Source organism: Streptomyces virginiae, assembly GCF_000720455.1.
GTDB lineage: Bacteria > Actinomycetota > Actinomycetes > Streptomycetales > Streptomycetaceae > Streptomyces > Streptomyces virginiae.
Map to the genome: position 1 here is coordinate 265,645 of NZ_JOAK01000006.1, position 24,124 is coordinate 289,768.

General features: G+C 73.3%; 22 protein-coding genes and 1 pseudogene. 13 read left to right on the top strand and 10 right to left on the bottom strand.

Translation table 11 applies throughout. The features are described 5' to 3' along the window. Positions 1 to 93 precede the first annotated feature (93 nt). The 3 genes and pseudogenes from IG86_RS0113250 to IG86_RS0113260 all read left to right on the top strand — a co-directional run bounded on the left by IG86_RS0113250 (position 94) and on the right by IG86_RS0113260 (position 3,818). Positions 94 to 1,602, top strand: coding sequence for an MFS transporter (locus IG86_RS0113250; protein ID WP_030896913.1), 1,509 nt, complete (start codon positions 94 to 96; stop codon positions 1,600 to 1,602). Between the two features lie 5 nt (positions 1,603 to 1,607). Beyond that, a pseudogene (locus tag IG86_RS45495) lies at positions 1,608 to 2,071 on the top strand (DUF6629 family protein). Positions 2,072 to 2,162: 91 nt separating this feature from the next. After that, a complete protein-coding gene (locus IG86_RS0113260) occupies positions 2,163 to 3,818 on the top strand; it encodes a GMC oxidoreductase (protein WP_030896914.1) in 1,656 nt (551 codons plus the stop codon). A gap of 83 nt (positions 3,819 to 3,901) precedes the next feature. Here IG86_RS0113260 and IG86_RS0113265 read toward each other — a convergent pair whose 3' ends face one another. The 6 genes from IG86_RS0113265 to IG86_RS0113290 form a co-directional block, all read right to left on the bottom strand. After that, positions 3,902 to 4,381, bottom strand: coding sequence for a carboxymuconolactone decarboxylase family protein (locus IG86_RS0113265; RefSeq protein ID WP_030820096.1), 480 nt, complete (start codon positions 4,379 to 4,381; stop codon positions 3,902 to 3,904). Then, positions 4,378 to 5,460 carry an NAD(P)H-dependent amine dehydrogenase family protein gene (locus tag IG86_RS0113270; protein ID WP_030896915.1) on the bottom strand — a complete coding sequence of 361 codons (1,083 nt, stop codon included), beginning with the start codon at positions 5,458 to 5,460 and terminating at the stop codon, positions 4,378 to 4,380. Before IG86_RS0113270 ends, IG86_RS0113265 begins: the two co-directional genes overlap by 4 nt. Before the next feature lie 70 nt (positions 5,461 to 5,530). Then, complete coding sequence (locus IG86_RS43560; protein ID WP_167751146.1) at positions 5,531 to 5,695, bottom strand: DUF6126 family protein; 165 nt, start codon at positions 5,693 to 5,695, stop codon at positions 5,531 to 5,533. A gap of 14 nt (positions 5,696 to 5,709) precedes the next feature. Then, positions 5,710 to 6,342, bottom strand: coding sequence for a helix-turn-helix domain-containing protein (locus IG86_RS0113280; protein ID WP_030820100.1), 633 nt, complete (start codon positions 6,340 to 6,342; stop codon positions 5,710 to 5,712). Between the two features lie 84 nt (positions 6,343 to 6,426). Beyond that, the gene (locus IG86_RS0113285) at positions 6,427 to 6,993 is read right to left on the bottom strand and encodes an HPP family protein (RefSeq protein WP_244305841.1); all 567 of its coding nucleotides are present in this window, start codon (positions 6,991 to 6,993) and stop codon (positions 6,427 to 6,429) included. A gap of 237 nt (positions 6,994 to 7,230) precedes the next feature. Then, entirely contained in the window at positions 7,231 to 8,766 is a 1,536-nt protein-coding gene (locus tag IG86_RS0113290; protein WP_030896918.1) for an ATP-dependent DNA ligase, read from the bottom strand. Between the two features lie 186 nt (positions 8,767 to 8,952). Here IG86_RS0113290 and IG86_RS0113295 point away from each other — a divergent pair, with 186 nt between their 5' ends. Both IG86_RS0113295 and IG86_RS0113300 read left to right on the top strand, forming a co-directional pair. Then, positions 8,953 to 11,778 carry an alpha/beta fold hydrolase gene (locus tag IG86_RS0113295; RefSeq protein WP_030896920.1) on the top strand — a complete coding sequence of 942 codons (2,826 nt, stop codon included), beginning with the start codon at positions 8,953 to 8,955 and terminating at the stop codon, positions 11,776 to 11,778. Next, positions 11,775 to 12,647 (top strand): ABC transporter permease, encoded by an 873-nt coding sequence (locus IG86_RS0113300; protein WP_030896922.1) that lies wholly within the window; start codon positions 11,775 to 11,777, stop codon positions 12,645 to 12,647. Before IG86_RS0113295 ends, IG86_RS0113300 begins: the two co-directional genes overlap by 4 nt. A gap of 86 nt (positions 12,648 to 12,733) precedes the next feature. Here the strand turns inward: IG86_RS0113300 and IG86_RS0113305 are convergent, their stop codons facing one another. Further along, positions 12,734 to 13,684 carry an aldo/keto reductase gene (locus IG86_RS0113305; RefSeq protein WP_030896925.1) on the bottom strand — a complete coding sequence of 317 codons (951 nt, stop codon included), beginning with the start codon at positions 13,682 to 13,684 and terminating at the stop codon, positions 12,734 to 12,736. Positions 13,685 to 13,909: 225 nt separating this feature from the next. Between IG86_RS0113305 and IG86_RS0113310 the strand changes: the two genes are divergently transcribed. The 4 genes from IG86_RS0113310 to IG86_RS0113325 all read left to right on the top strand — a co-directional run bounded on the left by IG86_RS0113310 (position 13,910) and on the right by IG86_RS0113325 (position 16,721). Next, the gene (locus IG86_RS0113310) at positions 13,910 to 14,188 is read left to right on the top strand and encodes a GlsB/YeaQ/YmgE family stress response membrane protein (protein ID WP_030820109.1); all 279 of its coding nucleotides are present in this window, start codon (positions 13,910 to 13,912) and stop codon (positions 14,186 to 14,188) included. 175 nt (positions 14,189 to 14,363) lie between these two features. Further along, entirely contained in the window at positions 14,364 to 15,359 is a 996-nt protein-coding gene (gene galE, locus IG86_RS0113315; RefSeq protein ID WP_030820111.1) for a UDP-glucose 4-epimerase GalE, read from the top strand. A gap of 169 nt (positions 15,360 to 15,528) precedes the next feature. After that, positions 15,529 to 15,924: a TraR/DksA family transcriptional regulator gene (locus IG86_RS0113320; protein WP_030820113.1), complete on the top strand. Its 396-nt coding sequence runs from the start codon at positions 15,529 to 15,531 to the stop codon at positions 15,922 to 15,924. Between the two features lie 248 nt (positions 15,925 to 16,172). Beyond that, complete coding sequence (locus tag IG86_RS0113325; protein WP_030896928.1) at positions 16,173 to 16,721, top strand: DUF1062 domain-containing protein; 549 nt, start codon at positions 16,173 to 16,175, stop codon at positions 16,719 to 16,721. 49 nt (positions 16,722 to 16,770) lie between these two features. On the opposite strand, the gene IG86_RS0113330 is transcribed toward IG86_RS0113325, so the two are convergent. Continuing rightward, the gene (locus IG86_RS0113330; RefSeq protein ID WP_030820117.1) at positions 16,771 to 17,028 is read right to left on the bottom strand and encodes a hypothetical protein; all 258 of its coding nucleotides are present in this window, start codon (positions 17,026 to 17,028) and stop codon (positions 16,771 to 16,773) included. A 195-nt stretch (positions 17,029 to 17,223) separates the two neighbouring features. On the opposite strand from IG86_RS0113330, the gene IG86_RS38690 reads away from it, so the two are divergent. The 4 genes from IG86_RS38690 (at position 17,224) to IG86_RS0113350 (ending at position 19,913) form a co-directional block, all read left to right on the top strand. Next, positions 17,224 to 17,673: a PRC-barrel domain-containing protein gene (locus IG86_RS38690; protein ID WP_030820119.1), complete on the top strand. Its 450-nt coding sequence runs from the start codon at positions 17,224 to 17,226 to the stop codon at positions 17,671 to 17,673. Between the two features lie 166 nt (positions 17,674 to 17,839). Beyond that, positions 17,840 to 18,031, top strand: a complete 192-nt coding sequence (locus IG86_RS0113340; RefSeq protein WP_030896931.1) for a hypothetical protein — start codon at positions 17,840 to 17,842, stop codon at positions 18,029 to 18,031. Between the two features lie 192 nt (positions 18,032 to 18,223). After that, positions 18,224 to 18,907 (top strand): hemerythrin domain-containing protein, encoded by a 684-nt coding sequence (locus IG86_RS0113345; RefSeq protein ID WP_037847809.1) that lies wholly within the window; start codon positions 18,224 to 18,226, stop codon positions 18,905 to 18,907. Positions 18,908 to 18,977: 70 nt separating this feature from the next. After that, positions 18,978 to 19,913 (top strand): TIGR03619 family F420-dependent LLM class oxidoreductase, encoded by a 936-nt coding sequence (locus tag IG86_RS0113350; RefSeq protein ID WP_030896932.1) that lies wholly within the window; start codon positions 18,978 to 18,980, stop codon positions 19,911 to 19,913. 197 nt (positions 19,914 to 20,110) lie between these two features. Here IG86_RS0113350 and IG86_RS0113355 read toward each other — a convergent pair whose 3' ends face one another. Together IG86_RS0113355 and IG86_RS0113360 are read right to left on the bottom strand one after the other, a co-directional pair. Beyond that, complete coding sequence (locus tag IG86_RS0113355; protein WP_030896933.1) at positions 20,111 to 23,503, bottom strand: ATP-binding protein; 3,393 nt, start codon at positions 23,501 to 23,503, stop codon at positions 20,111 to 20,113. Positions 23,504 to 23,596: 93 nt separating this feature from the next. Continuing rightward, positions 23,597 to 24,106, bottom strand: coding sequence for an allene oxide cyclase barrel-like domain-containing protein (locus IG86_RS0113360; protein ID WP_030820130.1), 510 nt, complete (start codon positions 24,104 to 24,106; stop codon positions 23,597 to 23,599). Positions 24,107 to 24,124: the final 18 nt, after the last annotated feature.

Genomic DNA, 24,124 nt, shown 5'->3' on the forward strand with positions numbered 1-24,124 from the left:
GCTGTCTTGCGGATCGGCACGACACCCCCGGGCCGCGCGGACCGGCGGCGTGCCCCGGTGGCCCTTCCGCGCCGGGCGCGCCAGCCTGAAGGCATGACCGTGCCCGCCGAGTCGCCCGAGGTGCCGCCCGAGCCCGCCGTAGCGCTGGCGTCGGCGCGCGGCCGGTGGATCCTGCTGGCCACGGTGCTCGGGTCGACCATGGCCATGCTGGACTCGACCGTGGTGAACGTGGCGCTCCCGCGCATCGGGGAGGACCTCGACGCCGATCTGGCGGTGCTCCAGTGGACGGTGAACGCCTATCTGCTCACCCTGGCCGGGCTGATCCTGGTCGGCGGGGCCCTGGGCGACCGCTTCGGCCGGCGGCGGATCTTCGTGCTGGGCACGGTGTGGTTCGCGGTGGGTTCCCTGCTGTGCGGGATCGCCCCGAACGCCGGAGTGCTGGTGGCCGCCCGGGCCCTGCAGGGCGTCGGCGGGGCGCTGCTGACGCCCGGCTCCCTCGCCCTGATCCAGGGCTCGATCCGGGCCGGGGACCGGGGCCGCGCGGTGGGCCTGTGGTCGGGGCTGGGCGGTGTGGGCGCGGCGGTGGGTCCGTTCCTCGGCGGCTGGCTGGTGGACGGGCCGGGCTGGCGGTGGGTGTTCCTGCTGAACGTGCCGGTGGCCGCGCTGTGCGTGCCGGTGGCGCTGCGGCACGTACCGGAGTCGCGGGACCCCCAGGCGCACGGCCGCTTCGACGTGGCCGGGGCGGTGCTCGGCGCGGGCGCACTGGGTCTGGTCACCTACGCGCTGATCGAGGCCTCGTCGGACACCGCCCCGGTCGTCGCCGCGGCGGTGGGGGGCGTGCTGCTGGGCGCCGCCTTCGTCTGGGTGGAGCGGCACCGGGCCGATCCGATGGTGCCGCCGGACATCTTCAGGTCGCGGCAGTTCACGGCCGTCAACCTGGTCACCCTGTGCGTGTACGCGGCCTTCAGCGGCTTCTTCTTCCTCGTCGTGCTGCAGCTCCAGGTGGTGGCCGGGTACTCGGCCCTGGGCGCCGGTGCGGCGCTGCTGCCGACGACGCTGCTGATGCTGCTGCTGTCGGCCCGCTCGGGCGAGATCGGCGAGCGGATCGGGCCGCGCATCCCGCTCACCGTGGGGCCGCTGCTGTGCGCGGCCGGGATCCTGCTGACGCTGCGGGTGGGCCCGGGGGCCTCGTACGTGGCGGACGTGCTGCCGGCCATGGTGGTGATGGGACTGGGGATGGTGACCCTGGTGGCTCCGCTGACGGCGACCGTGCTGTCCTCGGTGGACCCGGGGCGGGCGGGCCTGGCCAGCGGCATCAACAACGCCGCCGCGCGCGCGGCCGGGCTGCTCGCCGTGGCGGCGCTGCCCCTGCTGGCAGGAATGGGCCCGGAGTCGTACCTCTCGGCGACGCAGTTCGACGCGGCGTTCGGGCGGGCCATGCCGTGGTGCGCGGGCGCCCTCGTGGCCGGATCCGTCGTGGCCTGGGCGACCGTCCGCTCCCCCGCGCCCGACGCGTGCCACCCGCAGTGCCACACGCACTGCGCACTGTCCTCCCCGCCACTCGAACCCCGCGAGCGGGGTGACCGTACCGCGCCGGGCTGATCCCCGTGTGCTGGAGCGCGACGGCCGACCTGGTCGCGGGCACGGCCGTCGCCGCCGTCGGACTCGTGTGCGTGGCGCGCGTACGACGGGCCCGCGACCTGCTCGTGGCGACGCTGCCGCTGCTGGGCGTGCACCAGCTGATGGAGGCCGCGGTCCGGGATTCGCGCACGCCCTCGCGACGGGGCCGGTGACGGCCGAGATCCGGGGCCGCACCATCGGCTACGGCGTGAAGGTTCCGTGGACGCCGCTGGTCCTGACGGGCTACCTGCTCGCCACTCTGGGCTCGCTGCTGCTCGCCGGGGACCGGCGGCTGCGGACCCTCGGGGTGGTGCCGACCGCGGGAGCCCTGGCCTGCTCAGCGCTGTGGCGGCTGGAATTCGCCTCCACCTGGTGCGCCGTCGCCGCGGTCGCCTCGCTGCTGGTCCTGGGCTGGGTCGGGGGCCGGGAACCGGCCGCCGGGGACCGCTGATCGACCGAAAGTTACCTAGACGTATGTAGTGACTTCACACGCGGGCAGCAGTAGAACTCGTTCCCATTCCATCGAGAGTGAGGAACGTCACATGGGTGACAACGCCCTGCCCAAAAGAGGCTCCAATGGAATTTCACGTCGCGGATTCCTAGGTAGAACAGGTTCCATAGTCGGGGCCGTGGCCCTGGCCGGTCACCTCGCTCCCCCGGCGGCGCAGGCGGCCGCGGCCGCCGCCGCGCCGGGACCGATCGGGGACGGGGCCCGGGTACCGGTCCTGGTCATCGGCACCGGCTACGGCGGGTCGGTCGCGGCCCTGCGGCTGGCACAGGCCGGAGTGGACGTGCAGATGATCGAGATGGGCATGAACTGGGACACCCCGGGCCCGGACGGCAAGGTCTTCCCGAAGGTGACCAGTCCGGACTACCGCTCGTTCTGGCTCCGCACACGGACCAAGGCGCCGCTCAGCAACTTCCTCGGCTTCCCCATCGACAAGGACGTCCCCAAGTACACGGGGATCCTGGACGCCGAGGACTTCGCCGGCATCACGGTCTACCAGGGCCGCGGCGTCGGCGGCGGTTCGCTGGTCAACGGCGGCATGGCGGTCACGCCCAAGCGCGCGAACTTCGCCGCCGTCCTCCCCTCGGTGAACGCCGACGAGATGTACGACACCTACTACCCGAGGGCCAACGCCGGCCTCGGCGTCGGGATGATCGACCCGGCCTGGTTCGACACCGCCGACTGCTACCAGTTCTCCCGGGTCGGCCGCAAGCACGCCCAGCGGTCCGGCTTCGCCTGGACCTTCGTGCCCGACGTGTACGACTGGGACCACATGAAGCGGGAGGCCGCGGGCACCGCCACCAAGTCCGCCCTGGCCGGCGAGATCCTCTACGGCAACAACGCCGGAAAGAAGTCGCTCGTCCAGACCTACCTCGCACAGGCCAGGGCGACGGGCAGGGTCACCATCTCGCCGCTGCACAGGGTCTCCACGGTCTCCCCCGCCGCGGGCGGCGGCTACACGGTCGCCATCGACCAGCTCAACACCACCGGCGACACCGTGGCCACCAAGACCGTGACCGCCGACCGGGTGTTCTTCGCCGCCGGCAGCGTCGGCACCAGCAAGCTCCTGGTCAAGCTGAAGGCCACCGGAGCACTGCCGAACCTCAACGGCGAGGTCGGCAAGGGCTGGGGCGAGAACGGCAACGTCATGTGCGGCCGCGCCAACCACATGTGGGACCCGACCGGCAAGCTCCAGTCGACCATCCCCTGCTCCGGCATCGACAACTGGGACGCCGGCGGCGCGTTCGCCGAGGTCGCCCCGCTGCCCACCGGGATCGAGACCTACGCCTCCTTCTACCTGTCGATCACGAAGAACCCCAACCGGGCCGAGTTCACCTGGAACGCCGCGACGGGCAGGGCCGACCTGAGCTGGCAGACGGCCTGGAAGCAGCCGTCCATCACCATGGCCAAGACCATCTTCGACAAGATCAACTCGAAGGAGGGGACGATCTACCGGACCGACCTGTTCGGCGGCAACAAGATCTGGAACGACACCCTCACCTACCACCCCCTCGGCGGCGCCGTCCTGGACCGGGCCACCGACAACTACGGCCGTCTGCACGGCTACACCGGTCTGTACGTGATCGACGGCGCGCTGATCCCCGGAAACGCCAGCGTGAACCCGTTCGTCACCATCACCGCGCTCGCCGAGCGCAACATCGAGAAGATCATCGCCACAGACCTCTCGTAGGGCCGCGTCCTCCCCCCAGCGGCCGGGGCCGTTCGGATGCGCCGAACGGCCCCTTCTTCACGTTCCGCCGCGCCCCGCCCGGTTCAGTGCCCGGGCAGCACGCAGACGCTGTCGAGGCCGAGCACGTGGTTGAGCCGGCCGAACGCCAGCCAGGACCCGATGCTCATCGTGAGTTCCACGATCTCCAGCTGGCTGTAGTGCGCGGTCATCCGCTCCCAGAACTCGTCGTCGAGCCCGTGGTGGTCGAGGGTGTACCGCTCGGCGTACTCCGCCGCCAGCCGGGTGCGCTCGTCGAACGCGTCGGTGGTGCGCCACTCGGTGACCGCGTCGGCGAACTCCTCCTCGACCTTCTGCCCGTCCCGTTCGGTGCGCCAGTCCAGGCAGAACACGCATCCGTTGATCTGGGCGACGCGCAGCCGGGCCGCCTCGAACTCGCGCAGCCCCAGCGTGGTGTGGGCGTACACCGACAGGGAGAAGTTCGCGGCGGCCATGCCGATCCCGGGGACCATGTCGCCCCACACGTACTCGATCGGGTGCTGCCCTTCGGGGATGTCGATCCTCATGACGGTTTCCTTCCGAGTCTGCCGGTGGCGGGGCGCAGCGGGACGTCGAGGGCGTCGTAGAGTCCGGGCTCCGCCTCGGTGAGCCAGTCGATGGCGCCGACGAGACGCCCGACGGCGGTGGCGTTGCCGCCCGCGGAGCGGTTCTCGCCCTCGTCGGTGGCCTCGATGGTGACCTCGATGCGGGGGCGGCCCTCGATGACGACGCGGTGGGCGCCGTCGCCGCCGTCCGGCGGCGCGGGCCAGTCCGGTGCGCACGAGGCGTGGATACGGGTGACGTGCTCGATGACGATGCGCGGCTCGCCGGCGACGATGCCCTGGACCTCGAAGCGGATGGCGCCCTGGGTGCCCGCCTCGAAGTCGCCCATGGTGCGGGTGGTCACGGTGGTGTCGAGGGCGCGGCGCTCCGACGTCTCGCGGATCTCGTCGAGTTCGACGCCGAGCGCCCGGGCCATCATCCGGATCTGGCCGCCCCAGACCATCGTCGGGACCGAGGGCATGAGCATCATCGGCTCGAAGTCCATGGGACGGCCCATGCCGACGAGGTTGCGGACGGAGTCCGGCTGGTCGTAGGTGGAGTAGTCGAAGATCTCCTGGCAGCGGATGGCGTCGATCGTGGTGCCGAGTCCGCTGATCAGGAGCGGGAGCACGTCGTTTCCCCAGCCGGGGTCGACGCCGGAGGCGAAGAGCGAGCCGCCGCCCTCCGCGACGGCCGCCAGCACCGGGTCGCGGAACTCCGGCGGGGCGCTGCGGTGGTCGTACAGCGGGTAGAGGGCCGGGCTGACGACGACCGCGCCCGCCCGGATCGCACGGGTGATGTCGGCGAGGGCCTCGTCGGGCCGGACGTCACCGGACGCGGCGTACACCACGGCCCGGGGACGGGCGGCCAGTACGGCTTCGACGTCGTCGGTGGCCTCGACCCCCAACAGGTGGTCGAGCCCGCCGAGTTCGCCCGCGTCGCGGCCGACCTTGGCTGGATTGTGGACGATGACTGCGGACAGTTTCAGCGCGGGATGGGCCGCGACGGCGCGGATGGCCAGACGGCCGACGTTGCCGGTACCCCAGACAACCGTGGGAATCATGCGCGGAGGGTAGCCACCGCCCCCGCACCTTTCCATAGCCGCGCGGCCCCGACTCGCGCGCTCCGGGCGGTTACTGGTTCTGGCCACCCAGGACGAAGAGGAGGTAGACGAAGAAGGCGAAGAGGTGGCCCACGAAGAGGTAGGCGATCAGCCGGATGATCAGGCCGCGCGGGAACTTGGCCTCGAAACGCGCGCGTACGCCGACGGGCTCGTCCGCAGGGGGCACGGGGGTCATGGTGGGCTCCTCGCCTATCGGTGGTGCGTGGTGGTCGTTGCCCCGCCGAGGCACAGCCCGGCGAGGCTGCTCTGGAGCAGGGTGTGGACGAACAGCAGGTCGGCCCCGCCGGAGGAGGCCGCGCCGATCCGGTGCGGGGTGAGGGAGTCGAAGTGGGCGCTGTCCCCCGGCTCCAGCAGGTGCTCGGCCTCGCCCAGGTGCAGGCGCAGCCGCCCGTCCAGGACGTACAGCCATTCCTCGCCGGGATGGACGCGGACCAGGTCGTCCGGACCGCGGCCGTGCGGGACGTGCACCCGCAGCGCCTGCATGCCGCGCCCGGCGCCGCCCGCCTGCCAGTACGTCCAGCCGTCGGCCTCGCGGGCGCCCGGACCGCCGGCCCGTACGATGGGATCGGCGACGGCGGAGGTCTCGCCGAGCAGCTCGGAGACCGTCGTACCGTAGGTGCGGGCGAGCCCCAGCAGGAGCGGCAGCGAAGGCTGGCGCCGACCGGTCTCCAGCCGGGACAGGTGGGCGGGCGAGAGCCTGGCCCGGGCGGCGGCGGCCTCCAGGGTGAGGCCGGCGCGACGGCGCAGCTCGCGCAGCTGCGGCGCCACGGCGGGCAGCTCGTCGGCGGCGTCTTCGCAGCCGGGTGCGGGACCGGGGTTCATGCCCCCGATTGAGCCAGAATCTTGCCCTGCTGGCAAACCTTCTTGCCTCTGAGGCAAATCACGGTGGTTGCGTGGCCTCTGCCGCTACCACCACCGCACGGGATACCGCGGCGCGGCCGGGTGCAGGCGGGAGACGGCGAGAGCGCCGAGGACGAGCATCACCGTGGCTGCGAACAGCAGGGGGACGAACCGCGCGGGGGCCGGGGTCTGCAGCACGACGACGACGGCGGTGGCGCAGGCGGGCGAGTGCGGGGTCCGGGCGAGGCTGGTGGCGGCGAAGGTGAGCCCACCGGCGAGCGCCGCGCTCCAGGGGCTGCTCGGCGCCGCGGCGAGGACCGCGTAGCCGGCCGCGGCGCCGAGGAGGTGGGCGACGACGACGGTCCGGGGCTGTGCCGTGGGCAGGGTGGGGGTGTGGTGGAGGACGGCTGCGCTCGCGGCCAGGGACGGTATGAGGACCGGTTCGCCGATCATCGCGCCGAGGGCGGCGAGGGCGAGGAGGACGCCCGCGACCGCGCCGGTGCCGGGGAGGGCCGCGGCGACGGCGGCCCGGGCACGGTGCAGGCGCCCGGACCCCTTCGGGGGCGGTGTGTCGTCGCGGGGCGCCTCAGGGCCGGTTAAGGACCGGCGGGTCGGCACGGAGTCGAGGTCCACGATGGCGGCTCCTGGCACGGCGGGTCACGGGCACGGTCACGGTCACGGTCACGGTCACGGTCGAGCGGATGACGGGACGGGCCCGTCGTGGTGCGCGCCCGCCGTCAGGGGCCGGCACCTGGACAGCCACGGTGGCCCGCCCGTCTACGGCCGTCCTATGACGCTCCGATGACGCGGCCGGCCGGGGCTCCGGCCGCCCGCCGGGGTGCGGGGCTTCGGGCGTGCCGGGCCGTGCCCTCAGGTGGCGTTCCCCCGGCCCAGGACCGTCTCGACGGTGTCGGCCTGCTCCGCCGTCTTGTCCGGGCGGTGCCGCACCACCCGCGCGAAGCGCAGGGCCACTCCGGCCGGGTAGCGCGTCGAGCGCTGCAGGCCGTCGTAGGCGATCTCCACCACCAGTTCGGGCCGGACCCGTACGGTGAACCCGTCGTCCGAGGTGGAGAGCGCGCCCAGCGCCTGCGTCTGCCAGCGCAGCATCTCGTCCGTGAGGCCCTTGAAGGTCTTGCCGAGCATGGCGTACGTGCCGTCGGCGGCCCGCGCTCCCAGGTGCAGGTTCGAGAGCAGTCCGGTGCGCCGCCCGTGGCCCCATTCCGCGGCGAGCACGACCAGGTCCAGGGTGTGCACCGGTTTCACCTTCAGCCAGTGCTTGCCGCGCCGGCCCGCCGCGTAGGCCGATTCCAGGGCCTTGACCACCACGCCCTCGTGACCGCGGCGCAGGGTCTCGGCCCAGAACTCCACGGCCTCGGCCTCCTGCCCCGCCGGGTCCCGCACCTCCAGGCGGCCGACCCGGGCGCTTTCGGGCACGAGGCCGGCGAGGGCCGCGTACCGCTCGCGGACCGGGAGGTCGAGGAGGACGTCGTCGCCGACGGCCAGGACGTCGAAGAAGTAGGGGACCACCGGGAGCGTCCGCCGGGCGGCGTCCACGTCCACCCGGGAGCCGACCCGGCTCGCGATCTCCTGGAAGGGGACGGGGCGGCCGTCCGCCGTCTGCCCGATGACCTCCCCGTCGAGGATGAAGCGCTCCCCCGGCAGCGACCGGGCCAGGTCCGCCACTTCCGGCAGCCGCCCGGTGATCTCGTCGAGGGAGCGCGTGTAGACCCGTACGTCGTCCCCCTCGCGGTGGACCTGTACGCGGATCCCGTCGAGCTTCTCCTCCACCGCGCACGGGCCGAGCGCGGCCAGTGCCTCGGTGACCGACGCGGCCGTGCCCGCCAGCATCGGCTGTACGGGGCGCCCCACCCGCAGCGTCACGGAGCGCAGCGCCTCGGGGCCGTCGGCCAGCACCGCCTCGGCCACCCGTGGCAGGGAGCCGTCCAGCATCACCGCCCGGCGCAGGTCGGCGGCGGGTACTCCGGCAGCCGCGGCCACGCCGTCCAGGGCCACCGCGTCGAGCGCGCCCTGGCGCACCTCGCCGGACAGCAGGCTCCGCAGGAAGGCCTGCTCGGCCTCGGTGGCCGCGCCGAGCAGCCCGGCGACGATCCCGCTGCGCCGGGCGGCGGACCCGGCGCCGGCCTCCGCGACGAGTCCGCTCACCGCCGCGTCGACGTCGTGGACGGTGAGGGTGGGCTCGGAAGCCGGTGCGGCGTCCTGGCCCAGGGTGCGCCAGCCGACGCCGGGACGGCCCTGCGGGAGGCGTCCGGAGAGGTAGGAGATGACGAGGCCGGCCTCCTCGGGGGGTGCCGCGGCGAACAGTTCCGCGAGCAGCGCGGTCTTGCGGGACCGGGCGGAAGTGGCGGCGACTTCCCGGGACACACGGGCGACCTCGGCCAGGAGCATGCGGCCATCCTCCCGCCGGGCGGCGCGATGTGCAGGTCGGGCGCCCGTACCGCAGGGGTGGGCGGACGGACGGGGCGCGCGTACCGCAGGCGCGGTACGCGCGGGCGGCGGCCTGGTACCTGAGAAGGTCGGGAGTTCCGCCTGTGGGTGCTCGGAGGCCGGCTACCGGGCCCTTAGGGTGCCCGTATGAAGCTCCGTATGCCCAGGCGCCGCCGAGACCGCCTGCTCGCGGGCGCCGCCGCGCTGGCCGTCGTGGCGGGGGCCGGTACGTGGACGGCCTCGTCCGCGTCCGGCGACGCGCCCGCCGTGCACCGCCGGGACCAGGTCCTGACCATGCCGGGTGCCGACATCGACACCTCCTACTTCGTCGCGGACGACGGGAAGGACGGTGGGGCGAAACGTCCAGCCGTGCTCCTCGGGCACGGCTTCGGGGGCAGCAAGGACGACGTCCGTGAGCAGGCCGAACGTCTGGCGCGCGACGGCTACGCCGTCATGACCTGGTCGGCGCGCGGCTTCGGCCGCTCCGGCGGCCGGATCGGGCTGAACGACCCCGAGCACGAGGTCAAGGACGTCTCCCGGCTCATCGACTGGCTCGCGGCCCGGCCCGAGGTGCGCCTCGACGCGGACGGCGACCCGCGCGTGGGCGTGTCCGGAGCCTCCTACGGCGGGGCGGTCTCGCTGCTGGCGGCCGGTCACGACCGGCGCGTCGACGCGATCGCCCCGGAGATCACCTACTGGAACCTCGCGGACTCCCTCTTCCCGGGCGGCGTCTTCAAGAAGCTGTGGTCCGGGATCTTCTTCACCACCGGCTCGGCGGGCGGGATGCAGCAGGCCGGGACCGCACCGCAGGACACCCCGCAGGACGCCGGGGCCGGGCGGCCGGAGGCCGGGGGCGGACGCCCTGAGACCGGGTCCGGAGCCGCGACCGGGTCGGCGACCGGTTCCGGGTCCGGTCCGCAGGACGCCGCCCCGGCCGGTCCCGGCTGCGGGAGGTTCACCCCCGAGCTGTGCGCGATGTACGAACGCGTCGCCGTGGCCGGGAAGCCCGACGCCGAGGCCCGCACGCTGCTGGAACAGCGCAGTCCGTCGGCGGTCGCCGACCGGATCGAGGTGCCGGCCCTCATCGTGCAGGGCCAGGACGACTCCCTCTTCCCGCTGGACCAGGCCGATGCCATGGCCGCGGCCGTCGCGGCCAACGGCGCGCCCGTGTCGGTGGACTGGGCGGCCGGCGGGCACGACGGCGGCATGCGCGAGGCGGACCGGGTGGAGGCCCGCGTGGCCGCCTGGTTCGACCGCCACCTCAAGGGCGACGAGGGCGCCGACAGCGGCCCGGCCTTCCGGGTCTCGCGCTCCGGCGGCATCGACTCCACCGACGGCGAGGTGATACTGCGCGGCGCGAGCGGCGAACGCTACCCCGGGCTGGTCTCCGGCCCGCGGGAGTTCGCCCTGACGGGGCGCGAGCAGACCTTCACCAACCCGGCGGGCGGCGCACCTCCCGCGCTGTCCTCACTGCCCGGCATCGGCGGGCAGCTGGCCTCCTTCGGGGCCGGCCTCTCGCTGGACTTCCCCGGGCAGAACGCCCGCTTCGAGTCGGCGCCGCTGACCGAGGACCTCCAGATCACCGGAACCCCGACCGTAACCCTGAAGGTGAGGTCGACAGCGGCGGACGGTTCGGCCGTGCTGTTCGGCAAGGTGTACGACGTCGGGCCCGACGGGCGGCAGCAGGTGCTGCCCTCCCAGCTGGTCGCCCCGCTGCGGGTGGAGGACGCGCAGCAGGGTGCGACCGTGCGGCTGCGGCTGCCCGCGATCGACCACTCCGTCGCGGCCGGACACCGCCTGCGGCTCGTGGTCGCCGCCACGGACCTCGGCTACGCGAGCCCGGCCGCGCCGGCCGCCTACACGGTCGCGGTGGAGGGCCCGCTGGCCGTGCCCGTCGCTCCGCGGGTGCGGACCGCCACGGCGGGGCTCCCCGCCTGGACCTGGGGGCTGCCGCTGGGCGCGCTGGCACTGGCCGCGGCACTGCTCGGGTTCCGCCGGACCGGCGGGGGCGCCGCAGGCGCACGGGCCGGCGTACCGCAGCCGGACCCGGCGCTGGCCGACGTACCGCTGGAGATCACGGGACTGACGAAGCGGTACGCGAAGGCACAGGACCGGTACGCGGTGCGGGACCTGTCGTTCCGGGTGGAGAAGGGGCAGGTGCTGGGGCTGCTCGGACCCAACGGGGCCGGAAAGACCACCACGCTGCGCATGCTGATGGGGCTGATCTCGCCGGATGCCGGGGAGATCCGGGTGTTCGGGCACGCCGTGCGGGCCGGGGCGCCGGTCCTGTCGCGGGTCGGAGCCTTCGTGGAGGGTGCGGGCTTCCTGCCGCACCTGACGGGCCGCGCCAATCTGGAGCTGTACTGGCAGGCCACAGGCCGGCCGGCGGAGGACTCGCACATGGCGGAGGCCCTGGAGATCGCGGGGCTCGGCGACGCGCTGGAGCGCGCGGTGCGCACGTACTCGCAGGGCATGCGGCAGCGGCTGGCGATCGCTCAGGCGATGCTCGGGATGCCGGACCTGCTGATCCTGGACGAGCCGACGAACGGTCTGGACCCGCCGCAGATCCGCGAGATGCGGGACGTGATGATCCGCTACGCGGCCGGCGGGCGGACCGTCATCGTCTCCAGCCACCTGCTGTCGGAGGTGGAGCAGTCCTGCACGCACCTGGTGGTCATGGACCGCGGGCAGCGGGTGGCGGCGGGCGAGGTCGCCGAGATCACCGGTGGCGGGGACACCCTGCTGGTGACCCTGGCCGAGCCGGTGGACGGGGTGGCCGTCGAGAAGGTGGCGGCGCTGGAAGGGGTGGGGTCGGTGGTGGCCGCGGACGACGGGCTGCTCGTACGGCTCGAAGGCGCGACGGCGGCCGGGCTGATCGCCGAACTCGTACGGCTGGAGGTGCCGGTGAGCGGAGTGGGGCCGCACCGGAGACTGGAGGACGCGTTCCTCACCCTGATCGGAGGTGCGGCGTGAGTACGGCGACGACGGCACGGGAGGTGGCGCCGGGCTACCGGGCGAGCCGTACGCTGCCGCTGCGCGTGGAGGCGCTGCGGCAGTGGCGCCGGCGGCGGACGCTGGTGATGGGCGGGGTGCTTGCCGCACTGCCCTTCATCATGATCATCGCGTTCGCGGTGGGCGGCGGCCCGGACCGCAGGGGTGGTGGGAACGGCCGGATCACCCTGATCGACACGGCCACGGCCTCGGGCGCGAACTTCGCCGCGACCTGTCTGTTCGTGTCTGCCGGTTTCCTGCTGGTGGTGCCGGTGGCGCTGTTCTGCGGGGACACGGTGGCCTCGGAGGCGAGCTGGTCCTCGCTGCGCTATCTGCTGGCGTCACCGGTGCCGCGGGCGCGGCTGCTGTGGAGCAAGCTGGTGGTGGCGCTGGCCTTCAGCCTGGCGGCGATGGTGCTGCTGCCGGTGGTGGCGCTGGCGGCGGGCACCGTCGCCTACGGGTGGGGGCCGCTGAAACTCCCGGCGGGCGGCGCGCTGGCGGCCGGGGACACGGTGCCGCGGCTCGCGCTGGCGGTGGCCTTCGTGTTCGTGTCGCAGCTGGTGACGGCGGGGCTGGCGTTCTGGCTGTCCACGCGCACGGACGCGCCGCTGGGCGCGGTGGGCGGCGCGGTCGGGCTGACGATCGTCGGCAACGTCCTGGACGCGGTGACGGCGCTCGGCTCGTGGCGCGAGTTCCTGCCGGCGCACTGGCAGTTCGCGTGGGCGGACGCCTTGCAGCCGCAGCTGGAGTGGGGCGGGATGGTGAAGGGGGCGGTGGTGTCGGTGTCGTACGCGCTGGTGCTGTTCGCCCTGGCCTTCCGCGGCTTCTCCCGCAAGGACATCGTGTCCTGACCCGGCGGGCCGGCCGGCCGCTGCGCGACGAGCGCTCCTCATGCCCTCGCGGGGGCGCGGGGAGCGCTCGTCGGCGTTCGGGGGCCTTACGCGGGGACGCCCGGTGCGATCGCGTCGATCTCGGCGAGCAGGTCCGCGTCCAGCGGGCGTTCGCCGGCGGCCGCGTTCGCGCGGATCTGCCCGGCGGAGGTGGCGCCTGCGATGACGGAGGCGCAGCCGGGCCGGGCGGAGAGCCAGCCGATGGCCAGTTCCAGGATCGTGCGGTCGTGCTTGTCGGCGATCACGGCCAGCGCCTCGACCACGTCGAGGCGCTCCTCGGTGAGGTAGGAGCTCCTGCCTTCGAGACGGGAGCCGGCCGGGACGGGAGCGCCCCGGCGGATCTTGCCGGTCAGCAGGCCGTTGGCGAGCGGGAAGTACGGGAGTACGCCGACGCCGTAGTGCCGGGCCGCCGGGACCAGCTCGCGCTCAGCCGACCGCTCCAGCAGCGACCACTCGTTCTGCGCGGACACGAAGGGGACGGAGCCCGTCTCGCGGGCGACGTGTGCGGCTTCGGCGAGCTGCCAGCCGCTGAGGTTGGAGTGACCGATGTAGCGGACCTTGCCCTCGGCGACGAGTTCCGTGAGCGCGGCCAGCGTCTCGGCGATGGGGGTGGCCGGGTCGGGGCTGTGCAGCTGGAGCAGGTCGATGTGGTCGGTTTCGAGACGGCGCAGGGACTCCTCGACGGCGCGCCGGATGTAGGCGCGGCTGCCGCGGGAGCCGGCCGCGGGACCGTACTTCATGTCGACGCCGTCGTAGCCGAACTTGGTGGCGAGGACGACCTGGTCGCGCCGGCCCTTCAGGGCCTGCCCGAGGTGCCGCTCGGAACCGCCCCCGCCGCCGTAGATGTCGGCGGTGTCGAGCAGGGTGACGCCCGCCTCCAGGGCGGCGTCCACGACGGCCCGGGTGGCCTGGGCGTCGAGCCGGCCGCCGAAGTTGTTGCAGCCGAGGCCCACGGCGGACACCTGCAGACCTGAACTGCCCAGGGGGAGATAGCGCATGCGTTTTCGTTCCTCCGACTCGACGGGTACACGATCAAGGGAGTCACGGCCCCCACCGCATACTGCCAGCCCGGGCCGCGTCCCCGCGGCCGTACGGATGACCGGTCCCCGCCGCCGCAGCGCCGTCGGCCAGTGGATCCGACATCCGGAAACCGACGTTTGGAAACCTCGCAACGGTGAAGACGAGCGTCAACACCGGCTCATTTCACGAGGTTGGAGAAGCGCATGGGCATCATTGCCTGGATCCTGATCGGACTGCTCGCCGGCTTCATCGCCAAGGTACTCATGCCGGGCAAAGACCCGGGCGGAATCATCATCACGATGCTGATCGGCATCGCGGGCGGCCTCCTCGGCGGCTGGCTCGGCAAGGTCGTCTTCGGCGTCGACTCCATCGACGGATTCTTCGACCTCTCCACCTGGATCGCGGCCATCGTCGGCTCCGTCATCCTTCTCGCCGTCTACCGCCTGGTCACCGGCAACAAGCACCACCATCGCCACGCCTGAGCGACGCCCCGGCTTCCCGCCGTCGCCGCACCGCTCGGGACCGGCAGCAACCCGGCCGCACGGCGGGGCCACAGCCTGAACGCCGTGGCCCCGCCGCGGCGCTGCCGGTGATCGCTTCTCGGCTAGCCTGGCCGGCGTTTGACTGCTGGGCTCGAACGACCGGAAAGAGATCATCGTGACCACCGTCCTCATCGCCGGGGGTGCCGGCTACATCGGCAGCACCGTCGCGTCGGCCTGCACGGATGCGGGCATCACCCCCGTGATCCTCGACAACCTCGTACGCGGGCGCAGGGAGTTCACCTCGGGCCGCGCCTTCTACGAGGGCGACATCGCGGACGGCGCGCTGGTCGACCGCATCTTCTCGGAGCACCCGGACATCTCCGCCGTGGTGCACTGCGCGGCCCTGATCGTGGTGCCGGAGTCGGTCGCGGACCCGATCGGCTACTACGAGGCGAACGTCGCCAAGAGCCTCGCCTTCGTCGGCCACCTGCACCGCAACGGCTGCGACCGCATCATCTTCAGCTCCTCGGCCTCGATCTACCGGGCCGAGGACGGGTCGTCGGTCAACGAGGACTCGCCGCTGGCGCCGCAGAGCCCCTACGCGCGGACCAAGGCCGTGTGCGAGGAGATGTTCGCCGACATCGCCGTGGCCGGGCCGCGCGTGCTGTCGCTGCGGTACTTCAACCCCGTCGGCGCCGACCCCGAACTGCGGACCGGTCTGCAGCTCAAGCGGCCCAGCCACGCCCTGGGCGTGCTCATCCAGGCGCACCAGGAGGGCCGCCCGTTCCCGATCACCGGGACGACGTACCCGACGCGCGACGGCACGGGCATCCGGGACTACGTGCACGTCTGGGACCTGGCCGCGGCCCACGTCGCGGCGATCGAGCGCTTCGACTCCATCCTCATGGAGTCGCGGCGCTCGATCGCGATCAACCTGGGCACCGGTTCCGGCACCACCGTCCGGGAGCTGTGCGCCGCGTTCAACAACGTCGTCAGCACGCCGCTGGCCACCGTGGACGCCGATCCGCGCCCGGGTGACGTGGCGGGGGGCTACACCAAGAGCGACCGGGCGGCCGAGCTGCTGGGATGGACCCCGAAGCTGTCCCTGGAGGAAGGCATCCGATCCGCCCTGGACTGGATCCCGGTGCGCGACGACCTGCTGGAGGACTGACCCCCTCCCCGCCGCCAGGGGCGGACTCCGCTTCGGCGGCCATCGCGCTTGTGCCGAAAGGGGAAGGTCGGCGCACGCGGCGTTTTCCGGGCAGGGTCGCGGGGGCGGGAACCGCGGGTCCGGCCGGCGAGGGGGGGAATGGGGGGCAGCGGATCGGCGTTGTCGCGGCATGGGCGACGCACCCCGGTACGGCCAGGACGAGCCCGAGCCGTGCGCGTTCTCGGACGTCCGCGCACGCCTCGCGGCCGACCGCGCCGACACCCTCGCGCGGGCGGCCGCACTGCGGCGCGACTTCGACGGGATCGTCGCGGCCAACGCCCTGGTCGCGGTCGATGACGAGCACGACCCCGAGGGGGGCACCACCGCCTTCGAGCGTGCTCACGTGGCCGCCCTGATGGCGCAGGCGCGCGAACACCTGGAAGAACTGGACGAGGCCCTGCGACGGCTCGAACGAGGACAGTACGGACGCTGCGAAGGCTGCGGCGGCACCATTGCGCCCGAACGCCTGGAGATCCGTCCGGCGGCCACCACCTGCGTCCGCTGCGCGGGCCGGCCGACCCGGTGATCGGGAGGACGGCTGACGAGACGGGCCCGTCGCGCATCACGTGCGACGGGCCCGTCCGCACGGGGCGCCGCAAAACCAGTGGAACCGGACCGCTGCGCGCCGTTACCGTGCTGCCGAACTAGTCGTCTGGGCAAGGACGTTCCGTTGTACACCGTGTGAGACCCCCCGAGTGCTGATTCGTCGCGCGTCGCGCATGTGCGCCGCGCTCCCTTCTGCTGCGGTCTTCTCACTGGAACCGGTGTACTTCTGTGCTCAATACCTGGGTGGTCGCTCCCACCTGCCTGCCGCTCGTTCTCCGCCGATGCCACACGTGCGCGTCCGGGCGCTTCCGGGCGAACGGCAAATTTCGCGTCAACGCCAACCACAAGCTCCTCGACGCCTGGCTCCTCGTGCTCTGCACCGCTTGCGGGGCCACGGCGAAACTCACCGTCCTGGAGCGGGTGCACGTGCGCTCCGTACGACCCGAGCTGCTGGACCGACTGCACGACAACGACCCCGGCCTGGCAGCCGAACTGCTCCAGGATCCGGTCGTGCGGCGCCGCAATCACATCGCCCTCGACTGGGACGGCGCCTGGCGCCTCGACACCGGCGGATCGGACCATCCGGACAGCGAGGTGATCGACGTCTCGGTCCGCTTCGCGGCGCGGATCCCGGTCCGGCCGGTGCGATTGATCTCTGAGGGGTGCGGTCTTTCACGCGCCGAGGTCGAGAGACTGATCAAGGACGGGAAGCTCGTCTCGGCGGTCCGGCTGAGCGGCAGGCTCTCCGGGGACTTCACCTTCACGCTCAAGCGCTGACCCCTCCCCGGGGCCCAGGGCCTGTCCGGCGGGATCCGCCGGACAGGCCCTAGCAGTTCTCTGTGATCACGTCCTCCAGCTCCGACAGCGACGTGCGCTCGTCCTCGATCTTCTTCCTGATGACTTCCAGCGTCGCCTTCAAGGCGCTGATCTGGCTCTGGTCCGGATTCGCCTGCGCCTCCAGCTGGGCGATCCTGCTCTTGACCTCGTCCGCGTGCTTCTCGCCCTTGGTGATGCTCTCCTTGAGGTCCTTCGCGAGGCGCTTCATCAGCTGGCAACCGGTCTCCGCGGCCATCGGTGCGTTCATGTCCGTACTCCTTCGTCGTCGCGCCCCGCCGTCGGGGGCCTGCCGGCCAGTATCGAAGCCGGCGGCCGACCACACCCGGCGGAGTAGCCCGTCCGGACGCCGGTCACCACCGCGCGCCGCCGCCCCGGTGCTTCGCCCCGGCCCGGCTGGGTAGCCGAGGGACGACAGAGCGCGCGGCAGTGGTGAGGAGCATCAGTGATCACACAGGAGCAGATCGCGGCCATGGAAGGATGCACGGCGTTCACGGACCAGGGGCAGCGCCTGGGGCTGGTGGAGTACATCCTGGTGGACGACACCACCGGCAGGCCCGAGTGGGTGCGGATCATCGATCGGGCGTCCGGACTGGGCGGGGTGTTCGTCCCGTTGCGCCGAGCGGACCTGGACAACGGACGCCTGGTCGTCCCGTATCCCGTGACGGTGATCGAACGGGCTCCCTGCGCGGCCCTGGACTGTGGGAGCGTCCTGTCCGTGGCGGAGGAGGCGCAGCTCTACAGGCACTACGGCGTGCGTGACGCGCGCGACGAGGTCAACGCGGATGGCCGGGCGGGCTGGGCGGTCATGGACCGGGCGCAGACCATTCGCGAGGGCACGACCGGCCAGGAGCACGCGGTGTCCCGCCTGCAGCAGGTGCAACCGGGGCGGTGACCCGCGGACCGATCCGCTGCTCGGTGCCGGCCGTTCCGTGCGGCTCGGGTGCTGGTGCGGCCGCCGATCGGATGAGACCGGGGACGGCACCGGCAGGTCAGAACCGTCAGGCGGTCCGGGGTCCTCAGCTTGGGCGTGCCATTGCCCTTCCCCAGAGAGGTGCAGCATGCGTTTCCTTCTGACCGCCCTTGCCGCCGGCGCCGTCGTCTTCGGTACCGCAGGTGTCGCCGGCGCCGACGTGACCGTGAACTACCAGCCGCAGCCGTCGTTCACCTTCGTCTTCGGGGACTGGTCCCAGGTCGCCGGGGACGACACCTTCAGCGCCGGCCACGACAACACCGTCGGCTCCGACAACTGACACCCCGACGCCGCCCCAGGGCGCCCCGTTCCCCGTCACCTCCCGCGCTGATGCCGCACGGTCCGTTCGCCGTCGCCGCCGCCGTCGCAGCGCAGCAGGTCGGTCGGGGCGACGGGGCGCCCTGTGCCGTCACGGCCCGCGCGGCAAGTCGTCTGCAAGAGGCCTGCAAGGGGGGTCCGAAGACTGGGAGTCATGACTTCGCGCAACACTTCCGACTCCCCCGTCCACCCCTACACCCGCGAGATGGCGATGATCCACCAGGTGTTCCGCCGGGAATCGCGGCTGCTGACCGAACTCGTCCAGGACGCGCCTCCCGGTGACACCGCCCGCGCCGGGATCCTCGCCGAGCACTGGCGGCTTTACTCCATCGGGCTGCACGCCCACCACACCGGTGAGGACGAGATGCTCTGGCCGGTGCTGCTGCCCCACCTGGACCTCGATGCCGAGCAGGTCCTGGCGATGGAGGCGCAGCACCGCGAGCTCGACGAGGGGATCGCCGAGGTCCAGCGGCACATGGACCGGTGGCAGGCGCGGGCCTTTCGCGAGGACCGCGACGAGCTCGCCGAGGCGCTGCGCCGGCACCACCGGCAGCTGTGCGCCCACCTCGACGAGGAGGAACGGGAGGTCATGCCGCTGGTCGCGCTCCACGTGGACGAGAAGCAGTGGCATGCGGTGGGTGAGCGGGGCCTGGCGGAAACGCCCCGCAACCGGCTGCTGATCGCGCTGGGCGCCATCCTGGAGGACACCTCGCCCGAGGAGCGCCGGGAGTTCCTGGCGCGGCTGCCGCTGCCGGCCCGGGTGATGTGGAGGCTGCTCGGACAGCGGCAGTACCGCCGTGAGACCGACCGGGTCCGTGGCCGACGCTCTGCCGTCTGACGTGCCGTACTCCCCCTCCCGGCCCCGCGTCGTGGCCGCCCGCCCCCTGCCCCCCGAGGAAGTCCCACCGATGCGCATCGGATTCTCCGTCCCCCAGTTCGGCCCGTTCGCCGACCCCGACCGCACCGCCGCGATGTGCACCGCCCTGGAGGCGCTGGGCTGCGACAGCCTCTGGGCGGCCGACCGGCTGCTGGCACCTCTCACTCCCGCCGAGGGCTACCCCGGCGGGCAGCCGATGCCCGTCCGGTACGGGACCCATCTCGACCCGCTGCTCGCCCTGGCCGTGGCGGCCTCGGCCACCGAACGGGTCCGTCTCGGCAGCAGCACGCTCAACGCCCTCTGGCAGCCGCCCCTCGTACTGGCCCGGGCGCTGACCACCCTCGACCTGATCAGCCACGGGCGACTGGACGTCGGCATCGGGCTGGGCTGGATGCGCGAGGAGTACGAGGCCGCCGGGGTGCCCTGGCAGGGGCGTGGAGCACGGCTGGAGGAGACCCTCGACGTCCTCGACGCCGTATGGCGGTGCGACCCGGTGGTCCACACCGGCCCCCTGTGGACGATCCCCGAGTCGACCGTCCTGCCCAAGCCCCTCCAGGGCCCGAGGCCCCCGGTCCTGCTCGGCGGCTTCACCCCGCCCGCGCTGGAGCGCGTCGGCCGGCGCGCGGACGGCTGGCTGGGGGCCTCGATGCCGCTGCCCCACCTCCACGGTCTCTGGGCGGTCGCCGTCGAGGCCGCCGAACGCGCCGGGCGTGACCCGGCGGGGCTGCGCCGGGTGTTCCGCGTCAACCCGGAGGTCACCACCGCCGAAACCGACCCCGCGCAGACGCACCACCGCGGGACCGTGCGCCAGCTCTGCGACCACCTCAGGGCGGTGTGCGAGACGGGTACCGGTACCGACGAGGTGCTCGTGGACCTCCAGCTGGCGACGGACTCGCCCGAGGAGTACCTCGATCTGGCCGCGGCGTTCATGGCCGAACTGACCCCCTGGCGAGTGTCCGCGAAGTAGCGCCTGCACCCGCCGGGCAGGCGGGACTTTGCGGACACGACCTCAAGGTTGTTTCAAAAGGTCGTCTGGATCGATACGCCGTCCGCTATATGCAGGTTTACCCCCGGCGCTTGCCTGCCGAGAATTCAGGCAAATCGCCCTTAGTCGAGTCGGTCCGAGCCTGACGCTCAGGGCTCGGTCACCTTGTGAAACAACCTTTAGGGAGCGGGCACGACCTGGGGCGCGGGCGGCAGTTCGGCCAGGGCGGCGGCCGCGGCGCCCGCCCAGTGGGGCGAGTTCCACGCGGCCGCCACCCGTTCGGCCTCCAGGAAGTGCCGGCGGGCCTCTTCGGGGCGGTCCAGGAAGCGGGCGAGTTCGCCCAGGGTCTGCGCGACGGGCCGGTAGACGACGCTGAGACTGCTCGCCCCACCCGCCAGCCCCCGCAGGGGCAGCAGGTCCTCGTACACCTCGGCGGCGGCCTCCCGGTCGCGGAAGACGACGGCGGCCACGCCGCGCAGTCCGGCCAGGATGGGGTAGGCGAAGTCGCGCCGGTGCGCCACGCGCATGGCGAAGACCTGCCGGGCCTCTTCGGAGCGCCCGGCAGCCAGCAGCGCGAGCGCCGCGAGGGCTTCGTTGTACGGCTGGTAGCGCTCCCACACCGTGAGCAGCACAGGCAGCATTTCGGCGAGTCGGCCCTGCTGCAGGCGGATGCACCCGATGCTGAGGGCGGCCAGCCCGCTGAGGTCCACCGCTCCGCGTTCCCGCAGCTCGGCCACCGTCGTCCCCAGGGCCTGTTCGGCCTCTTCGAAACGCCCCTGGGCCATCGCGAGCATGGGACGGCGCAGCCTGGCGACCGCGAACGCGCCCTGGAGCTCGTAGGTACGGGCGATCTCGTCCGCGCGCACCAGGCACCGCTCCATCTCCGCAGGGTCGTTGCGGCCGGCGGCCAGCCGGGCCGCGATGTAGGAGCTCATCCAGGAGTACTCGGGGCTGTCCTGGGCGTCGGCCACCTCGGCGAGTTCCCGGTGGAGCTCCAGGTAGAGGGCGGGTTCCAGTTCGCAGTCGACCTTGCGCAGCAGCGACGTGAGGGTCAGGCCCAGCAGCCGGGGCTCGCCCGTGCTCCGGGCGAGTTCCACGGCGCGGCGCGCCACGGCCACGGCACGGGGATCGGTGTCGTCGAGCGCGTCCGACAGCTGGTCGAGCAGCAGGCACCGCTGCCGGTCGGACAGGTCCGGGGCCTCCAGCAGTCGCCCGAGTTCCTCGACGGCCTCCGGGTCGGACTCCGCGTACGGTCGGACGCGCCAGGGCGTCGGCTCGGTCCAGGTGGTGTAGGCGGCGGTCAGCAGGTCGGCCCGGCCTTCCGCACGGGCCACCCGTACGGCCCGGTCCTGTGCTTCTCGGGCGGGCACCACGGCGCCCATCCGGATCCGGCACTCCACCAGCTGCCCCAGCAGCATCACCCGCAACAGAGCGGCGTCCTGGTCGGCGAACGCGGCCGGATGGTCGGTGAGGAGGCCGAGGGCCGCGTTGAGGAGGGCCTCGGCGTTCTGCGGGGCGTAGCGGCGCACCGCCTGCTCGCACGCCAGCCGGGCGTGGTGGACCGCGGGTCCGGCATCGGCGGTCACGACCGCCGCCGCCCTCAGCAGGTGGTGTGCCGTGGCCGCGACGTCGTCGGAGCCGAGGGCGATCAGGCCCCGGCCCAGGCGGGAGTGCATCCGGGCCAGCCGCAGCCGCGTGAGGTCGCCCTCCAGCGCGTCGCGTACCAGGGCGTGGGTGAAGCGGACCGTGCCCGGACGCGGCTCGGTGAGCAGCCCGGCGGTGACCCCCGCGTCCAGCGCGTCGAGGAGCTGTTCGGCGTCGGCGTCGGCGGCGTGGGCGAGGAGGGCCACCGGAGCCTCGCGTCCGGCGACGGCTGCCAGACGCAGGCCGGCCGTGACGCCCGGCGCGAGCAGGGCCAGGCGTCGCCGCAGCACGTCCTGGACCCCCTGCGGGACGCGCGCGAGCGCCTGCTGCTCGCCCTCGCCGGCCAGCAGGAGCGAACTCTCCCGCAGGTAGAAGGGGTTGCCTCCGGCGCGTTCGGCCAAGGCCACCGCGGCGTGATCACTCATGTCGGCCGCGCCGCGCCGCAGCAGCTCCTTCGCCTGGGCGGCCGACAGCCCGCCCAGTGCCAGCCGTACGGGCGAGCAGGCGGCGAGCCGTGCCAGGGCCCCGGTCAGATCGCCCTCACCGGTGCGGTACGAGCCGACCAGCAGCAGGGGTACGTCGCGCAGTTGCTCGGCGCAGAGCAGGAACAGCTCCACGCTCTCCTGGTCACCCCGGTGCAGGTCGTCGAGCACGATCGCGAGCGGCCGGCGCAGGGCCGTGTCACGGAGCCAGCCGAGCAGCGCCCTGTGCAGGCGGAAGCGCCCGGCCGGACTGCCGTCCCGCTGCCCGGAGTCGCCGGCGGTGCCCGGAGCCAGGAGGGGAGCGAGCTCGGCGGCGTAGGGGCCGGGCGGCGCGGCCTCCGCCAGGCCCGGCAGCATGTCGAACCAGGCGCGGCCGGGCGGGGCTCCGTCGGTTTCGGGGCAGTGCCCCGACCCGACCAGCCAGCCCTGTCCGGGCAGTTGGCCGACGGCGGCCTCCAGGAGGCTCGACTTGCCGATGCCGGCCTCACCGCTGACCACGACCACCTGCGCCCGGCCCTGCAGCGCCCGGTCGGCCGCGGCGGCCAGCTCCGCCAACTCCTCGTCACGGCCCAGGAGCCGGTCCGCCGCCAGCACGGTGGCCGGCGCCGTCCCGCCTTCGGTCGGCAGGGCCGGTCCCGGCAGCGGGGCTGCTGACGGTGCCGGCGTCCGCATCCCGGTCGCCCCGCGGAGCACGTCCAGGCGCTGGTGCAGCAGGGCGTGCTCCAACTCCAGGAGAGCGGGCCCGGGTTCCACGCCGAGTTCCTCGTCGAGGACGTGCCGGGCCCGGCGCAGCGCGGCCAGGGCGTCCCCCTGGCGGTCGCGGGCCCACAGCGCCAGGGCCAGCAGCCGCCAGCCCTCCTCGTGCAACGGCTGCTCCCGGGTGAGGGCCCCGGCGTCGGCGAGGGCCTGCGCGGCCTGCCCGCAGGCCAGCCGCGCGGCGGCGAGACGTTCGCGGGCGGTGCGGTACACCTCCTCCAGGCGGGTGCGCTCGCCCGCGGTCCACGGCTCGTCGGAGAACTCCGCGTACGGTTGCCCGCCCCACGCGTCGAGCGCCGCGGCGAGCCCCTCGGCGGCCGCGCCGGCGGGCGACTCCGGCGTCGAGGCGGCCGCGACCCGGCGCTCGAAGAGCCAGGCGTCCACCGCGTCCTGCTCCAGGTGGAGGGCGTAGCCGTAGGGGGCGCTGACCAGCAGGCGCGGGGGCGTGCGCGGCGGCCGCCCCGGTTCGAGGACGCGGCGCAGGCGCGCGACGTAGGCGTGGAGCGATGCCTGCGCGCTCGCCGGGGCACCCGTCGGCCACAGCCGCTCGACGATCCGCTCGGTGGGGACGACCGTCCCACGGGCGAGCAGGAGTTGGACCAGGACCATCCGGGCGAGCCGGCCGCCCGTGCCGACCGCGCGGCCGTCGACTTCGACCCGGAACGGGCCGAGCACCCTCACGTTGACCATGACGAGAACATGCTAAGCGGATCATCGCGATCGTCACGCACCGGTGAGCGGGCCCGCGCCGAGGGCCCGCTCAGCGGCGGGAGCTGGGGTCTTTCAGCGCTGGAGGTCGATCGTGAAGCGCCGCGTACCCGTGGCGATCGTGTCCGCGTGGACCGAGCCGCGGGCCCGGTCGTACTTGCCGGTGCCGCCGGTGATCGCGTTGTCGAACGACGGCGGAGGGCCCGGGACGAGGTGGCCGAAGACCATTCCCTGCACGGTGAGCTGCCCGCCCGGCAGGACGTACGTCACGACGCACTCCTCCGCTCCCCCGTTGGCGACCCGGGTGGTGGTGCACGTACCGCCGGTCTCGCCGACCTCGTTGCCGTCCTGGTCGAAGAGGACGGAGCGGAAGACGGTCCGGTCACCCTGGGCGGGGGCGCCGCCGGGGTTGACGGGGAAGCGGGACTGCTCGGCGAGGCGGCCGGTGAGGACGATGACCTGGCCCCGGTCCTTCTTGGGGGCGGGGTCGGCGTCCGCCGCGGTGGCGGACACGACGGGGGCGCAGGCGAGGAGGGCGACCAGCGCGGTGGCCGTGCCGAGAGAGGCTGCTCTGATGGGGCGCATCGAGTGGCTCCTGAGATT

Bases quoted from the DNA above. Each gene is read 5' to 3' on its own strand.
- IG86_RS0113250 (WP_030896913.1), top strand. From the start codon at position 94: ATGACCGTGCCCGCCGAGTCGCCCGAGGTGCCGCCCGAGCCCGCCGTA.
- IG86_RS0113260 (WP_030896914.1), top strand. From the start codon at position 2,163: ATGGGTGACAACGCCCTGCCCAAAAGAGGCTCCAATGGAATTTCACGT.
- IG86_RS0113265 (WP_030820096.1), bottom strand. From the start codon at position 4,381: ATGAGGATCGACATCCCCGAAGGGCAGCACCCGATCGAGTACGTGTGG.
- IG86_RS0113270 (WP_030896915.1), bottom strand. From the start codon at position 5,460: ATGATTCCCACGGTTGTCTGGGGTACCGGCAACGTCGGCCGTCTGGCC.
- IG86_RS43560 (WP_167751146.1), bottom strand. From the start codon at position 5,695: ATGACCCCCGTGCCCCCTGCGGACGAGCCCGTCGGCGTACGCGCGCGT.
- IG86_RS0113280 (WP_030820100.1), bottom strand. From the start codon at position 6,342: ATGAACCCCGGTCCCGCACCCGGCTGCGAAGACGCCGCCGACGAGCTG.
- IG86_RS0113290 (WP_030896918.1), bottom strand. From the start codon at position 8,766: ATGCTCCTGGCCGAGGTCGCCCGTGTGTCCCGGGAAGTCGCCGCCACT.
- IG86_RS0113295 (WP_030896920.1), top strand. From the start codon at position 8,953: ATGAAGCTCCGTATGCCCAGGCGCCGCCGAGACCGCCTGCTCGCGGGC.
- IG86_RS0113305 (WP_030896925.1), bottom strand. From the start codon at position 13,684: ATGCGCTATCTCCCCCTGGGCAGTTCAGGTCTGCAGGTGTCCGCCGTG.
- IG86_RS0113310 (WP_030820109.1), top strand. From the start codon at position 13,910: ATGGGCATCATTGCCTGGATCCTGATCGGACTGCTCGCCGGCTTCATC.
- IG86_RS0113320 (WP_030820113.1), top strand. From the start codon at position 15,529: ATGGGCGACGCACCCCGGTACGGCCAGGACGAGCCCGAGCCGTGCGCG.
- IG86_RS0113330 (WP_030820117.1), bottom strand. From the start codon at position 17,028: ATGAACGCACCGATGGCCGCGGAGACCGGTTGCCAGCTGATGAAGCGC.
- IG86_RS0113340 (WP_030896931.1), top strand. From the start codon at position 17,840: ATGCGTTTCCTTCTGACCGCCCTTGCCGCCGGCGCCGTCGTCTTCGGT.
- IG86_RS0113345 (WP_037847809.1), top strand. From the start codon at position 18,224: ATGACTTCGCGCAACACTTCCGACTCCCCCGTCCACCCCTACACCCGC.
- IG86_RS0113350 (WP_030896932.1), top strand. From the start codon at position 18,978: ATGCGCATCGGATTCTCCGTCCCCCAGTTCGGCCCGTTCGCCGACCCC.
- IG86_RS0113355 (WP_030896933.1), bottom strand. From the start codon at position 23,503: ATGGTCAACGTGAGGGTGCTCGGCCCGTTCCGGGTCGAAGTCGACGGC.
- IG86_RS0113360 (WP_030820130.1), bottom strand. From the start codon at position 24,106: ATGCGCCCCATCAGAGCAGCCTCTCTCGGCACGGCCACCGCGCTGGTC.